Annotated in this window: 12 protein-coding genes; 3 read left to right on the top strand and 9 right to left on the bottom strand. The window is 65.5% G+C overall.

Annotated features, from left to right (window positions below; genetic code table 11):
- Window positions 1–109 precede the first annotated feature (109 nt).
- Window positions 110–790, bottom strand: coding sequence for a TetR/AcrR family transcriptional regulator (locus tag AAFG50_RS08360; RefSeq protein WP_008136878.1), 681 nt, complete (start codon window positions 788–790; stop codon window positions 110–112).
- 287 nt (window positions 791–1077) lie between these two features.
- Between AAFG50_RS08360 and AAFG50_RS08355 the strand changes: the two genes are divergently transcribed.
- On the top strand, window positions 1078–2565 hold the full coding sequence (locus AAFG50_RS08355; protein ID WP_028173015.1) for a hypothetical protein: 1488 nt from the start codon (window positions 1078–1080) through the stop codon (window positions 2563–2565).
- A gap of 338 nt (window positions 2566–2903) precedes the next feature.
- On the opposite strand, the gene AAFG50_RS08350 is transcribed toward AAFG50_RS08355, so the two are convergent.
- Entirely contained in the window at window positions 2904–3068 is a 165-nt protein-coding gene (locus tag AAFG50_RS08350) for a Flp family type IVb pilin (RefSeq protein WP_028173014.1), read from the bottom strand.
- A 287-nt stretch (window positions 3069–3355) separates the two neighbouring features.
- Here AAFG50_RS08350 and AAFG50_RS08345 point away from each other — a divergent pair, with 287 nt between their 5' ends.
- The gene (locus AAFG50_RS08345; protein ID WP_028173013.1) at window positions 3356–4840 is read left to right on the top strand and encodes a hypothetical protein; all 1485 of its coding nucleotides are present in this window, start codon (window positions 3356–3358) and stop codon (window positions 4838–4840) included.
- 96 nt (window positions 4841–4936) lie between these two features.
- Here AAFG50_RS08345 and AAFG50_RS08340 read toward each other — a convergent pair whose 3' ends face one another.
- Window positions 4937–5263 (bottom strand): BA14K family protein, encoded by a 327-nt coding sequence (locus AAFG50_RS08340; protein WP_028173012.1) that lies wholly within the window; start codon window positions 5261–5263, stop codon window positions 4937–4939.
- A gap of 255 nt (window positions 5264–5518) precedes the next feature.
- Between AAFG50_RS08340 and AAFG50_RS08335 the strand changes: the two genes are divergently transcribed.
- On the top strand, window positions 5519–6388 hold the full coding sequence (locus AAFG50_RS08335; RefSeq protein WP_162185892.1) for an alpha/beta hydrolase: 870 nt from the start codon (window positions 5519–5521) through the stop codon (window positions 6386–6388).
- A 187-nt stretch (window positions 6389–6575) separates the two neighbouring features.
- Here the strand turns inward: AAFG50_RS08335 and AAFG50_RS08330 are convergent, their stop codons facing one another.
- The 6 genes from AAFG50_RS08330 to AAFG50_RS08305 form a co-directional block, all read right to left on the bottom strand.
- On the bottom strand, window positions 6576–6965 hold the full coding sequence (locus AAFG50_RS08330) for a DUF3052 domain-containing protein (RefSeq protein WP_231166636.1): 390 nt from the start codon (window positions 6963–6965) through the stop codon (window positions 6576–6578).
- Window positions 6966–7005: 40 nt separating this feature from the next.
- Window positions 7006–8928, bottom strand: a complete 1923-nt coding sequence (gene ftsH / locus AAFG50_RS08325; protein ID WP_011089881.1) for an ATP-dependent zinc metalloprotease FtsH — start codon at window positions 8926–8928, stop codon at window positions 7006–7008.
- A 242-nt stretch (window positions 8929–9170) separates the two neighbouring features.
- Window positions 9171–10256, bottom strand: a complete 1086-nt coding sequence (gene tilS, locus AAFG50_RS08320) for a tRNA lysidine(34) synthetase TilS (protein WP_028173010.1) — start codon at window positions 10254–10256, stop codon at window positions 9171–9173.
- Between the two features lie 82 nt (window positions 10257–10338).
- Window positions 10339–11385 carry a tol-pal system protein YbgF gene (gene ybgF / locus AAFG50_RS08315; protein WP_028173009.1) on the bottom strand — a complete coding sequence of 349 codons (1047 nt, stop codon included), beginning with the start codon at window positions 11383–11385 and terminating at the stop codon, window positions 10339–10341.
- 189 nt (window positions 11386–11574) lie between these two features.
- The gene (gene pal / locus AAFG50_RS08310) at window positions 11575–12063 is read right to left on the bottom strand and encodes a peptidoglycan-associated lipoprotein Pal (protein WP_028173008.1); all 489 of its coding nucleotides are present in this window, start codon (window positions 12061–12063) and stop codon (window positions 11575–11577) included.
- A 269-nt stretch (window positions 12064–12332) separates the two neighbouring features.
- Entirely contained in the window at window positions 12333–13058 is a 726-nt protein-coding gene (locus tag AAFG50_RS08305) for a hypothetical protein (protein ID WP_011089885.1), read from the bottom strand.
- Window positions 13059–13197: the final 139 nt, after the last annotated feature.

Here is a 13197-nt window from a genome sequence, read left to right as displayed (position 1 = left end):
ATGCACAGTAGCCGGCCTGTCCGGCGTGCCCGCTCGGGTTTTTCGAAAAGGCGCGCTCTGACAACGGCCTGAGCGCGATCAGGCCCTCGGCCTCGGTCGCGCCCTCGATTCAGGCCCCGACCAGCGCTTTCGTGGTCGGGAGCAGCGTCTGCTGCACCACCAGGCCGCGGGCGCGGGCGTCCATGACGCCGACGGCGCGCAGCGCGAGCAGCGTCACGGTCTGCACCGCATCGCGCATCTTGACGGGATCTTCGAGATTGTCAGGCGCGAGCGGCCCGACCAGGGCCTCATGCAGCGCACCGAGCAGCGCGGTGGCGGCCAGCGCGGTGTCCTGCGCCGGCAGGTGACCGGCGCGCACGGCCGCATCGATCCGGCCTGCGATCTCGCCCGCGATCTCGCGCCGGCTGGCAAGCCGGGAGGCGCTGACATCGACATCGACCGGCTCGGCCAGGATGCCCCAGGCCAGCCTGCGCTGCGACAGGGTATGGACCGCCACCGTGGTGACGGCGGCAGCCAGCGCCGAGGACGGGCCTGGCGCGGCATCGGCCGCCCGGCGGATCGCCGCGAGCTCGTCGCGGGAGACCTCGGCGATCAATTCGGAGATCAACTCGGCCTTGGAGGGGAAGTAGCGGTAGACCGTGCCGGCCGCGACATTGGCCCGGACCGCGACCGGCGCGATCTGCACCGCCGCCATCCCGCCTTCCGCCGCAGCCTCCCGCGCCGCCGCCAAGATCGCACTGCGCCGGGCCGCAAGGCGCTTAACCACTTGATGCGTCCGCCGATAAACCATGGCGCGCTTCCTGTCCCACACGCCTGCCGCACGCCCTGCGGCCGAACGCTTCGTCACTCAATCGCTGCAAATCGCCCCGCAAGGACTGAACAACTATTCAGGACGAATGACAAGGAGCAAATGAGGATACGGGCGCCACGCAACTCCGAGGCGCACGCGAGCAGGTAGTAAACGCATCCTTGCACCGCGTGGCGGCGGCGAACCGGCCCGGTTTACCCCAACTTAAAAGCGATCATGCTCAGGTGCGGATCTGCTGTTGTGCGTGGTCGTTCAACCCCGAGAGTCCAATGTCGGTTTCTGTTACAAGCAGCGTTCCCGTCCGCGGCGTTGCGCGCTGGCTCGTGCCGCTCTGCATCGGCGCCGGTGTGTACCTGTTCTTCCTCGGCGTCGGCGACATCATGCTGCGGGATTCCGATACGCTGTGGCAGATCAAGATCGGACAGTGGATTCTCGAACATCGTGCGCTGCCCACCACCGACATCTATTCGTTCACGCGCGCCGGTGAGCCCTGGATCTCCAGCTCCTGGCTGTCGCAAGTCCTGTTCGCGCTGGTTTACGAGCCGTCAAACTGGTCGGGCGTGGTTATCCTGACATCGCTTGCAATCGGAGCGACCGCGGCGATCTTCGTTCACCTGCTTGAGCCTTATCTGGAGCCGGCGCGCGCCTTTCTGCTCGTCACCCCGCTCCTCTTCATGTCGATGGGACATTTCCTCGCGCGCCCGCACATGCTGGCCCTGCCGGTCATGGTGGCCTTTGTCGGCGGGCTGCTGGCGGCCGCCGACCGGCGCACCGCGCCCTCCTGGCTGTTGCTGCCCTTGATGGCGCTATGGGCCAATCTTCACGGCGGCTTCGTCATGGGGCTGGCGCTGATCGGGGCCATCGGCCTCGATGCGCTCGCATCCGCCGATCGCAAGGATCGATTTGCGCTGGCGGCGCGCTGGGCCGTGTTCGGGCTTGCTGCGCTGGCCGCAGCCTGCTGCACGCCCTATGGCTGGAACACGCTTCTCGCATCGACGAAGATCCTCAGCCTCGGCAAGCTGCTCTCGATGATCTGGGAATGGATGCCCGCCGACTTCAGCTCGCTCGATTTGTTTGGAGCCAGCCTGCTCGGATTGATCGCCATCGGCTACTACAGCGGCCTGGTGCTGTCCTGGACCCGTATTCTTCTGCTCCTCGGCCTGGTCTGGGCGGCCCTCAACCACGTCAGAAATATCGAGGCCTTTGCGTTGTTGACGCCGCTGGTGCTGGCGAAGCCGTTCGCCGAGCAATTGGGCGTGACGCGAGCGGTCGCGCTGAGGGCGGCAGACGCCCGGTCCTCCTTTGCAGTGAGCGCAATCGCTGCGCTCGTGATCGTCGCGGCCGGCTGGAGCATCACGCGGTCCTATGCCACGCCGTACCGGTATGCCTTCATCGGCAATCAGTCCCCCGCGGCCGCGGTCGACGTGCTCGAACGGCGGCACGCGCAGCGGATCTTCAGCACCGCTCCGATCGGCGGCTATCTGATCACCCGCAACATCAAGACCTTCATCGATGGCCGCGCCGAGCTGTATGGCGAGCAGTTCGTGCTCGACTACTTCGACGCTGTCGAGGGCAAGAACGTCGAGACGCTCCTGCGTCTGCTCGATACCTACCGGATCGACGCGACGCTGCTGAACCCCACGGTGCCCGCCTCGAGGATCATGGACCATCTGCCGGGCTGGAAGCGGCTCTATGCGGATGACGTCGCCGTGGTCCACGTCCGCGACGACACACCGCTCCCCTCCCCGTCACGGTGAGCCACGAACCAAAGCGCGACGAGATTGGAGTGAATCGTCATCGCGTCTTGGCGTGTTGCTAGAGCATGAACTCTCGGGAATACCGCCGCACATTTTAGGCAAACGCGGCCCTGCGGGTCCGGATCACGCTCCAGGCCGCCAGCTCTCGCGGCCTTGCGCGGACGCTTCGCCGCGTTCTTGTGGTGGCTGGCCCCGCACCATGAGGGCCAGACACCCCGCAGCAAGACCAAAACGCGACCACGTCCGTTAACCCTCGGTCCCCGGCTGCAAAGCTCCCCGCACAAAAGAAAAGAGCCTCGTCTCGGACGAGGCTCTTTCAACTCTCAATTTGTCCGGCCTTACTTGAGGCTGGTCGAGATCGAGGTGAACTTGGTGTTCAGCGTGCTGCCGAGGTTGTTGACGACGGTGATGATCGCCAGCGCGATGCCGGCAGCGATCAGGCCGTATTCAATGGCGGTGGCGCCGGATTCATCCTTCACAAAGCGCGCAACGAGGTTCTTCATAGAGTGCTCCCAAAAAGTACACGAGGCTACAACTGGTCTGGTCTCTTCGGCTTCCCAGCGCCGCCCGACCATGGAACCGAACGTAGAGGCAAAGAATTGCGCCGCAGTTAATTCGACTGCGTAAACACTGAGCGGTTTGCGTGTATTCGTCGATGGTAAACCGAAATCTAAAACAACCCGTTAAATCATCCGGACGTGACGCCGACCCGGCCCCGATTTACCCGAAGTTATGACCGCCGTGGTCCACTGCCGCCGAACCGACAAGAACAACAGGACGACGAGGCGGAATGTCCCTTTCCTTTGCCAACAGCATCGCGATGCAGGGCCGCGCGCGAGCCCTGGTGCCGCTGTGCGTCGGTGCCGGCGCCTATCTGTTCTTCCTCTATGTCGGCGACACGCTGCTTCAGGACTCCGACTCGTTCTGGCAGATCAGGGTCGGGCAATGGATCCTCGATCACGGCGCCGTGCCCACCACGGATTTCTATTCCTTCACGCGGGCCGGCGCGCCGTGGATTTCGACGTCGTGGCTGTCGCAAGTGCTGCTCGCCTTCTCCCATGCGCAATGGGACTGGGCGGGTCCCGTCATCCTCACTGCGATGGCGACCGCACTCACGGCCGCAATCTTCGTCTATCTGCTCGACGCGCAGATCGAGGCACCGCGGGCAGTGCTGTTTGCGATGCTGGCGCTGCTGCTGTCGTTGCACCACGTCCTGGCGCGCCCGCATATTCTGGCGCTGCCGGTCATGGTGGCGTGGGTCGGCCTACTGATGGCGGCCGCCGACCGCAGGCGTGCGCCGTCCTGGTATTGGCTGCCGCTGATGGCGCTCTGGGCGAACCTGCATGGCGGCTTCGTGCTCGGCCTGGCGCTGATCGGTCCGATCTCGCTCGAGGCCGTCGAGCATGCCGAGAAGGGACAACGGCTCCGACTGTTCATGCGCTGGGTGCTGTTTGGCATCGGCGCAGTGATCGCGAGCTGCTGCACGCCGTACGGCTGGAAGACGCTGCTGGGCGCGACCAACATCCTCAGCCTCGGCGAGCTGCTGTCGCTGATCTTCGAATGGATGCCGGCGAACTTTGCCACGTTCACCTCGTTCGAAGGCGCGCTGCTCGGCCTGATCGCCTTCGGCTATTATCGCGGCCTGGTGCTCTCGGCGCCGAGGATCTTTTTGATCCTGTTCCTGACCTGGAGCGCGCTGACCCATGTCAGGAGCATCGAGGCCTTTGCCTTCCTGGTGCCGCTGGTGCTGGCGAAGCCGCTCGGCGAGTTGGTCCCGCGCCCGCAGCCGGACTCCACCGGCACCGACCGCTGGCCGGCCCACTATGTCACCGCGCTTGGCGCGCTGATGATCGTGGCCGCAGGCTGGACCTCGACCTCGCTCTACATGGGGCACCACCGCTTCACCTTCACGATGACGCAGACGCCGGTTGCCGCCGTCGACCTGCTCGAGCAGCGCAAGGTTCAGCGCATCTTCAACGCCTATCAGTTCGGCGGCTATCTGATCTCGCGCGATATCCCCGTCTACGTCGACGGCCGCGCCGAGCTCTATGGCGAGAAATTCGTGATGGACTTCTTCAAGGCGACCGAGGGCAAGAAGCCCGAGCTGCTTCCGCGCCTGCTGGATGAGTACAAGATCGACGCGACGCTATTGGTTGCCGATGCGCCCGGCCCCCAGATCCTCGATCAGCTCACGGGCTGGAAGCGGATCTATGCCGACGACATCGCGGTGATCCATGTGCGGGACGACAGCGCGGCCGCGAAATCGTCGAAGTGAGGACGCGACTCCAGCTTCATCCCGGCAGCATCTTGCATGGAGTCCTCCGGCCATGCGGCCGGAGGTCCAATTGATCCGGCGATTTGCCGCTTTGCCTTACCTGCAGGGATGGCGGTTGCCGTCCAGACCGAGATAGGTGCCCGTCGCCGGATCGAAGGACCGGTAACGCTCGGAGCAAGAACGGGAAGCGGCGCCGTCCGCGCGAGCCATGGCGCTGTCGGCGCCTTGCGCGGGAGCCGCGCCGTCCGGCAACTCGAGGCCCAGCCGGCCCGCCGGCGTCAGCGTGCCATTCAGATTGCGATTGGGGTTCTCCGCTTCGTACGTGTCCGGATGACTGCTCGCAAAACCGGATTGCGCGTAGGCGGTGGTTGCAGTCAGGGCCGACAACACAGCCACGGCAGCGAGGATCTTAAGCCCAGTCATAGTCGATCTCCATCATTGGCCGGTGCATCGTGCGGCCGGTGCGGCAGGAGGTGGGCCGACATGGTGTGCTGGACAAGCTCGCCGTGATGGCGGACTCGCCACCAGGCGCGATCTGGTCGTTCAAATACGGAAAGCGTCGTTTGTTTGTGGAACGCGAGGGAGGGACGAAAGCCCGCGCCCTGGTTTTTGTCTTGGAACGTGACGCCGCCACTTTGTCATGCGCTAATGTCCGGTGGACGAACAGGAAGACGTGTCATGATGTTTCGCAAACTCCTCACCGCCCTTCTCGTCATGGTCTCGATCAATGCTGCGCATGCGGCGCCGCAATGGCTGAGCCTGCCGCCGACGCCGACCTTGCCCAAGGCGGCGCAGAGCGGCTTCGCGCCCGTCAACGGCATCAAGGTCTGGTACGCCGTGTTCGGCCGCGGGGAGCCGGTGCTCTTGCTGCATGGCGGCCTCGCCAACGCCAACTACTGGGGTCACCAGGTCCGTGCGCTGCAACGGCGCTATCAGGTCATCGTCATGGAGAGCCGCGGGCACGGGCGCAGCAGCCGCAACCAGGAGCCCTATGGCTACGATCTGATGGCCTCGGACGTGGTCGGGCTGCTCGACCATCTCAAGATCAGGAAGGCCGCGATTGTCGGCTGGAGCGACGGCGCGATCATCGGCCTCGACATCGCGATGAAGCACCCGGAGCGGGTCACCAAGCTGTTCGCTTTCGCGGCCAACTCGGATCCGTCGGGCGTTGCCGATATTGCGTCAAGCGACGTCTTCAACGCCTACATCGCCAGAGCCGGCGAGGAGTACAAGCGTCTCTCGCCGACCCCGACGGAGTACAAGAGCTTCGTCGCGGAGATTACCAAGATGTGGGAGAGCCAGCCGAAATGGACGGCGTCGGATCTCGCGGCGATCAAGGTCCCGACCTGGATCGTGGATGGCGATCACGACGAGGCGATCAAGCGCGAGAACACCGAGTTCATGGCGGCGAACATCCCGGGCGCCGGCCTGCTGATCCAGCCGGAGGTCAGTCACTTCTCGTTTCTGCAGGATCCGGAGCAGTTCAACGACGATGTGCTGCGCTTTCTCGAGCGGCGCGGCGAGAGGGCGGGAGCCGCGGCGAGGTGAAATATCGTAGGGTGGGCAAAGCGAAGCGTGCCCACGACTTCTGTCTCGCTTGCCGATAGGTGGTGGGCACGGCGCAAAAGGCGCCTTTGCCCACCCTACGGGACTTGAACAGCGGCGATCGCCCAGCCTTCACCGCCTCATACTCCGGAATCAGAATGGGCACGGCGCGTGCGCGCCTTTGCCCAGCCTACTTCTTCGCCGGGCGGTCCTTCACGGGGATCACGAGCTTGAGGCCGGACCAGACGTCGTCGACGGCGCAGACCTTGATGTCGACGAGGCCGTTCGCGAGCGCGGTCTCGCGCACCAGCGTTTCCGTCACGTCAGTCGCGACGCCCGAGGCCTTCTTCGGCCATGACGCCCAGATCATCCCATCAGGTGCGATCGCCTTGCGGTAGCTGCGCAGCTTGACCGCAAAGCCTTTGGCTTCGGTCGCGAAGACATGCACCATGTCGAGCGGCGCCTTGGCGGTCTTTGCGATCTTCACGTCATCGGGCAATTCACCGACGACATCGCGATAGGCCGACGAAAGGCCGTCCACGAAAATACAAAAGCCCGGCTTGATGCCGAGCTTTTGCACTAACGGTTTGCCGGAATAGCCGGCCACGACGCGAGAGGCGTTACGCCTGCGGTTGCGGCTCCAGGCCCGGATCCGGATCGGGCCGCGGGCGCGACTTGCCGGCCGGGGGCACGGCGGAGGCGCGCGGCGTGGTCGGCTCGAGCACGGACTCGCGGTTCGGCTTCTTGCCCTTGAGCAGATCGACGATCTCGTCTCCGGAGAGCGTCTCGAACTCGAGCAGGCCCTTGGCCAGCGCCTCAAGATCACCGTGCTTCTCGGTGAGGATGCGGGTGGCTTCCTTGTAGCCTTCCTCGACCAGGCGCCGGATCTCGGAGTCGATCTTCTGGACGGTCGCCTCAGAAGCGTTCTGCGTGCGCGACACCGACATGCCCAGGAACACCTCGTCCTGGTTCTCGCCGTAGGAGACCGTGCCGAGCTCTTCCGAGAGGCCCCAGCGCGTCACCATCATGCGGGCGAGGCGCGTGGCCTGCTCGATGTCGGAGGCAGCACCCGAGGTCACCTTCTCGCGGCCGAAGATCAGCTCTTCGGCGACGCGGCCGCCCATCATGATGGCGAGGCGCGAGGTCATCTGCTCCAGCGACATCGACAGCTTGTCGCGCTCGGGCAGCTGCATGACCATACCCAGCGCACGGCCGCGCGGGATGATCGTCGCCTTGTGGATCGGATCGGTCGCGGGCACGTTGAGGCCGACGATGGCGTGGCCGCCCTCGTGATAGGCCGTCAAGAGCTTCTCTTCCTCGGTCATGACGAGCGACTTGCGCTCGGCGCCCATCATCACCTTGTCCTTGGCCTCCTCGAACTCGGCCTGAGTCACCATCCGCTTGTTGCGGCGGGCGGCGGTGAGCGCAGCTTCGTTGACGAGGTTCATCAGGTCGGCGCCGGAGAAGCCCGGGGTGCCGCGCGCGATGGTCTTGAGGTTGATATCCGGCGCCAGCGGCACCTTGCGAACGTGAACCTTGAGGATCTGCTCGCGGCCGACGACGTCCGGATTCGGCACCACGACCTGACGGTCGAAGCGGCCGGGACGCAGCAGCGCGGGATCGAGCACATCAGGGCGGTTGGTCGCCGCGATCAGGATCACGCCCTCGTTCGCCTCGAAGCCGTCCATCTCGACCAGCAGCTGGTTCAGCGTCTGCTCGCGCTCGTCATTGCCGCCGCCGAGACCGGCGCCACGGTGACGACCGACGGCGTCGATTTCGTCGATGAAGATGATGCAGGGGGCGTTCTTCTTGGCCTGCTCGAACATGTCGCGGACGCGGCTCGCGCCGACGCCGACGAACATCTCGACGAAGTCAGAACCCGAAATGGTGAAGAACGGCACGTTGGCTTCGCCCGCGACCGCACGCGCGATCAGGGTCTTACCGGTGCCGGGAGGGCCAACCAGCAGCACGCCGCGCGGAATGCGGCCGCCGAGGCGCTGGAACTTGCCGGGGTCGCGCAGGAATTCGACGATCTCCTGCAGGTCCTGCTTGGCTTCGTCCACGCCGGCGACGTCCTCGAAGGTGACGCGGCCATGCGCTTCAGTGAGCATCTTCGCACGCGACTTGCCGAAGCCCATCGCCTTGCCGGCGCCGCCCTGCATCTGCCGCGACAGGAAGATCCACACGCCGATCAGCGCGATGAAGGGCAGCCAGGAGACCAGCAGCGAGACGAACCAGGGCACGTTGTCGCCCGGCGGCTTCGCGGTGATCTGGACCTTGCTGTCATAGAGGCGCTTGACCAGCGTCGGGTCGTTCGGCGCATAGGTCTGGAAGCTGGAGCCGTTGGTGAAGGTGCCGTGGATATCCGGCCCCTGGATCACCACGTCGCGCACATTGCCGCGGTCAACCTCGCTCAGGAGCTGGGAGAAGGCGATGTCCTGCGAGGAGGCGCGCTGACCCGGATTTTGGAAGAGTGTGAACAACGCCAACAGCAGCAAGACAATGATGACCCAGAGGGCGAAATTGCGCAGATTGGCGTTCATCGATCTTCCTTCGTGGTCGCGCGGATCGCGGCCTGAATCCTTGGGCAGTACGAGGAAATCCCCAAGGAATCCTCTCGGTTAGACGCATACAATTTAGGTGCCGCCCCGGTCGCTGCCAAGGGAACGAGATGGGACTATTTATCCCATCTTAGGGCGATTCCCGCTGAAATAATGGCGACCTACCCGGGGTTTTTCCTGCCTGGTTAAGGTGACCTGACGGCGCTGCCTCGAAACAGCCGGTGTCATGATCCGCCTCTATCGCCCTTGCGCCGCCGGGCCGGCGCCGGCGCGATCTGGATACGCCCGCCGGCAAGGCTGATCAAGGCTCCCGCAAGGGTCTGCTTCAGGACCGGCCGGCCATTTACGGCTGCGCGGGGAGCTGCGGCCATACCAGCAGCGATGGCCTGATCGAGCGCGGCCAGGAGGGTTTCGACCTTGCCGAGTTCCGCCGGCCCCTCGTGCCCGAGCGCGTTGATGGCCCGCAGCAGCATCCGCAGCCGGACCTCCTCCGGCAGGGTGGCGAACGCGCCGGCCTCAAAGCTTCGCATATCCGGCCCATGCGGCGCATCGTCGCGATCCCTCAAGCGAAGGAAGCGCTCGGCCCCGTCCGTCAGCACCTCCACCGCCGCATTGGCGCGCGCCAGCCTGGCTGCGAGCCGCGCCAGACTGCGGGCGTCGCCGCCCTCGGCCGCAAGCTGCGGCAACAGCGCGCGCAGCCGCGGCCGGGTGAAGGCGGGGTCGCGGTTGGTGGGATCATCGGCAAAGCCGATCTTCGCGCGCTTCAGGGTCGCGATCAGCTGCGCCTTCGGGACGTCGAGCAGCGGACGCGCCAGCACGATGCCGTCGCGCTCCGTGAGGCGCGCCATCGCCGACAGCCCGGCAAGTCCGCTGCCGCGGACGAGGCGCATCAACAGCGTCTCGGCCTGGTCGTCGCGGGTGTGGGCGGTCAGCACATGGCTCGCACCGGCGCTGCGCGCGGCCTGCACGAGCAGGCGGTAGCGGGCTTCGCGCGCGGCCGCGGGCAGTCCCGTCTTCGGCTTGGCGCCGCGCCAGCGCAGGGTCCGGTGTGGCAGGCCGAGCTCGGTAGCGAGCCGCTTCACCTCGCGCGCCTCGCGCGCCGCCTCGGCCCGCAGGCCATGATCGACGGTGACGACGGTGAGACGCGGGCCGCGCGCAAGGCTGCGCTGCCAGCGCGCGGCGAGCCACATCAGCGCGATCGAGTCGGGCCCGCCGGACACCGCGAGCACCAGTGCGGGCGCACTTTTCAACTCGGCGAAGAGCTGCTTCGCCTCGCGCGCGGAGATCGGAGAATTGTCGTCGTCTGACATGACGCTGCCCAGCAATCGCCAGCGGATGGACCGACTGTTTAGCGCAGCACCATCCGCGTTGTCAGCGATCAACGCTGCGCGGTCAGCACTTCACCCGCTTCTGCTCGCGGTCGACGGCGGCTTTGACGCCGGCGGAGGCGCGCGGGTATTTGCGGCCGACCTCGCCGAAGGCGGCGCAGGCGGCCTCCTTCTCCTTCAGCGCGGCCAGCGACTGGCCGAGCCGCAGCAGCGCATCCGGCGCCTTGGCCGACTTCTCGTATTTGGTGGTGACGGCGAGGAAGGCTTCCGCGGAGTCGCGATATTGCTGGCGCTGGAAGTAGCTCTCGCCGAGCCAGTATTGCGCGTCGCCGAGCAGCGGGTCGCTCGGATATTTCTGCGCGAAGTTCTTCATGGTCTGCTCGGCGAGCGCATAGTCCTTGCGCTGCATGTAGCCGATGCCGAGATCGAACTCGTCGCGCGGCGTCGCCGACGGCGGCAGGGTGGTCAGGCCGGTGCCGGCGGCTGGCGCAGGAGAGCCCTGTTGGACCGGCGGATAGCCGGGCTGGGCTGCCGGCGGCACGCCCTGCTGATAGCGCGGGCTGGTGTTGGCGAGATCGAGCGGCTCGCCGGCGTTGCGCCCTCCGGGCGCTCCGCCAGGGACTCCCGCCGACATCGGCTGCTGGCCGCCGCCGAGCGCGCGCGGCGCGCCGGGCGCGCTCGGATTCTGGCTGGGGTCAAAGGCATCGCCACGGCGGCGCGTGCCGGGGGCACCGGGCGCCGGCTGCTCCTGAACGATCGGCGGGGGAGACGCGATCTGCGGCTGCTCGTAATTCGGCTGGGCGGGTTGCGGCTGCTGCTGGCGATAGGCCGGCGCAGCCTGCGCGGGTGGCACGGCGGCGACACTGGGCTGCACCGGCGCCTGTCCGGGCGCAGCTTGCGCACCGCCTTCGAGCGCCCGCAGGCGCTCTTCGAGCTGGCGGTTGCGGTATTGCAATTCTTCGTTCTGGCCGGTGAGCTGGCGCAGCTGGTTCTCCAGCCGCTCGATCCGCATCTCGGGGTCATCGTCCGACTGCGCGAGGACAGGCGAACACAAGGAGAGCAGCGCGGCGGTCGCCACGGTGCCGGTAAAGACCTTAAATCTGGATGACATCTTGCCCTGACGACGAAAGCGAAATGGCCTGCGACGGAACATTCGACGCGCCACACATTGAAGGGGAGTACGCCAAAAATGTGACTGGCACCACGGGGTTTCTGTCACAGATCGCTGAAACGAAACCGGCGCCCGTGAGGGCGCCGGCATAATCGAATTCTGAAGATGAACGGCGCCTGACTTGAAGCGTCAGGAGCTCGCGTTCAGCACGGTGACGGCGCGGCGGTTCTGCGACCAGCAGGAGATGTCGTTACAGACGGCCACCGGCCGCTCCTTGCCGTAGGAGATCGTGCGCATGCGGTTCGGATCGATGCCGCGCGAGGCGAGGAACGAACGCACCGACTGGGCTCTGCGGGCGCCGAGCGCGATGTTGTATTCGCGGGTGCCGCGCTCGTCGGCATGACCTTCGATTGTGAAGGAGTAGCGCGGATAGGTCTGCAGCCACTGCGCCTGCTTCTCCAGGGTCACGATCGCCTGCGGGGTCAGATCGGTCTGGTCGCTTTCGAAGAACACGCGGTCGCCGACGTTGACGACGAAGTCCTGCTGGCTGCCCGGCGTCGCCGCGTTGGCCATCGCATCCGCAGCAGAGTTCTTGTTGGCGCAGGCGCCCATCGACAGCGCGACGGCAAGCACCGCGGCCAGCTTCAATCCCTGGAGGATACGCATAGGATGTTTCATTCCGGAGCCTCCACGCTCGCGTTAGTCCACTGCTGTCCGGTCTACAGGGGGTTGGTTAAGCGAACGTTCCGTCAACCTTGATGGGATGTTGCCAGAGCCGGTCAAATGCCCCCCACCGGCGAAAAGCACCCGTCATGGTTAATGGGTTGTAAATGTGGCGCGAGGGTGAAAGCAAGCCGCGTTCACCGGCAAAATCGCTGACCTTGCTTGAATTTTGGGCCTGAGCCCGGGAAATCCCGGAGCGCCTTCGTCAGGCGGCCCGCCGGGAATCAGGCGTGAGCGGCATCCGGCACCCGCAGCGGCTGCTGCGGCGCCTGGCGCTGCGCGCTGCGCCCGAACAGCATCCGCCGCTCGAAGGCGGTGGACCGCATGATCGGATAACGCTCGAACACCTTCTTGCGGAAGGTCGGGAAATCCGCCGCCATCAGTCCGAACGGCTTGGTGAGACCGGGAACCAGCCTCGGCTCGGCAATGGTCTCGTGCAGAAACACCCGCCGGTAGAAGGCCTGATGCTCGGGACGCACGATCGCAAGGCCAAGATCGGCATTGAAATGCTCGCAGGCCATGTAGGCGAGCCGGGTCGTCAGATAGGGCAATTCCGGAACCCGCTTCACCTGGTCGGGATCGGCGACAAACCGGGTGGGATCGATCATGACCTCGCCGCGATCGAGTCGCGGCAGCAGGATCTCGGGAAAGACATCGGCCGAGGTCGACTGCCGCCACTCCGATGTCAGCACGCTGATGCGCACGGAGCTGCAAAGCTCGCCGTGCAGATAGACGCCGAAGGTCCACGCGTTCGGCAATTCGTCATACTGGTCGGTGACGCGCGCGTCCGCGGATTCCTTGACGGCACCTTCGCGCAGATAGGCGCGGTAGCGGAGATTGTAGATCTTCTCCTTCTCCGCGACCGTGTCGGCGAGATGATAATCGACGTCAGTCAGGAGCTCGGCGCCCCGTCCTACAGCCGAAATGATCGCTCTGGCTGAGGACTGCATTCCAACTCCTTACCCACCACCGCTCACCGCATGCGCGCGGAAACAACCTCCACGCGCGTGATGATTTATTAACAGCTTCTTAACAACGAAGCAAAGCAATCGAAGTGTTAGGGTTAATCCCCCCGTAGCACTACGGTGC

It is taken from the genome of Bradyrhizobium sp. B039, assembly GCF_038965675.1.
Classification (GTDB): Bacteria; Pseudomonadota; Alphaproteobacteria; order Rhizobiales; family Xanthobacteraceae; genus Bradyrhizobium; species Bradyrhizobium diazoefficiens.
Note: the sequence above shows the minus strand (reverse complement) of the source record. Positions and strands in the feature narration are given on the sequence as shown.

What these genes read in the sequence shown, in the direction of transcription:
- AAFG50_RS08360 (WP_008136878.1), bottom strand. Translation starts at nt 790, where the DNA reads ATGGTTTATCGGCGGACGCATCAAGTGGTTAAGCGCCTTGCGGCCCGG.
- AAFG50_RS08355 (WP_028173015.1), top strand. Translation starts at nt 1,078, where the DNA reads ATGTCGGTTTCTGTTACAAGCAGCGTTCCCGTCCGCGGCGTTGCGCGC.
- ftsH (WP_011089881.1), bottom strand. Translation starts at nt 8,928, where the DNA reads ATGAACGCCAATCTGCGCAATTTCGCCCTCTGGGTCATCATTGTCTTG.
- tilS (WP_028173010.1), bottom strand. Translation starts at nt 10,256, where the DNA reads ATGTCAGACGACGACAATTCTCCGATCTCCGCGCGCGAGGCGAAGCAG.
- AAFG50_RS08335 (WP_162185892.1), top strand. Translation starts at nt 5,519, where the DNA reads ATGATGTTTCGCAAACTCCTCACCGCCCTTCTCGTCATGGTCTCGATC.
- AAFG50_RS08345 (WP_028173013.1), top strand. Translation starts at nt 3,356, where the DNA reads ATGTCCCTTTCCTTTGCCAACAGCATCGCGATGCAGGGCCGCGCGCGA.
- ybgF (WP_028173009.1), bottom strand. Translation starts at nt 11,385, where the DNA reads ATGTCATCCAGATTTAAGGTCTTTACCGGCACCGTGGCGACCGCCGCG.
- AAFG50_RS08350 (WP_028173014.1), bottom strand. Translation starts at nt 3,068, where the DNA reads ATGAAGAACCTCGTTGCGCGCTTTGTGAAGGATGAATCCGGCGCCACC.
- AAFG50_RS08305 (WP_011089885.1), bottom strand. Translation starts at nt 13,058, where the DNA reads ATGCAGTCCTCAGCCAGAGCGATCATTTCGGCTGTAGGACGGGGCGCC.
- AAFG50_RS08340 (WP_028173012.1), bottom strand. Translation starts at nt 5,263, where the DNA reads ATGACTGGGCTTAAGATCCTCGCTGCCGTGGCTGTGTTGTCGGCCCTG.
- pal (WP_028173008.1), bottom strand. Translation starts at nt 12,063, where the DNA reads ATGAAACATCCTATGCGTATCCTCCAGGGATTGAAGCTGGCCGCGGTG.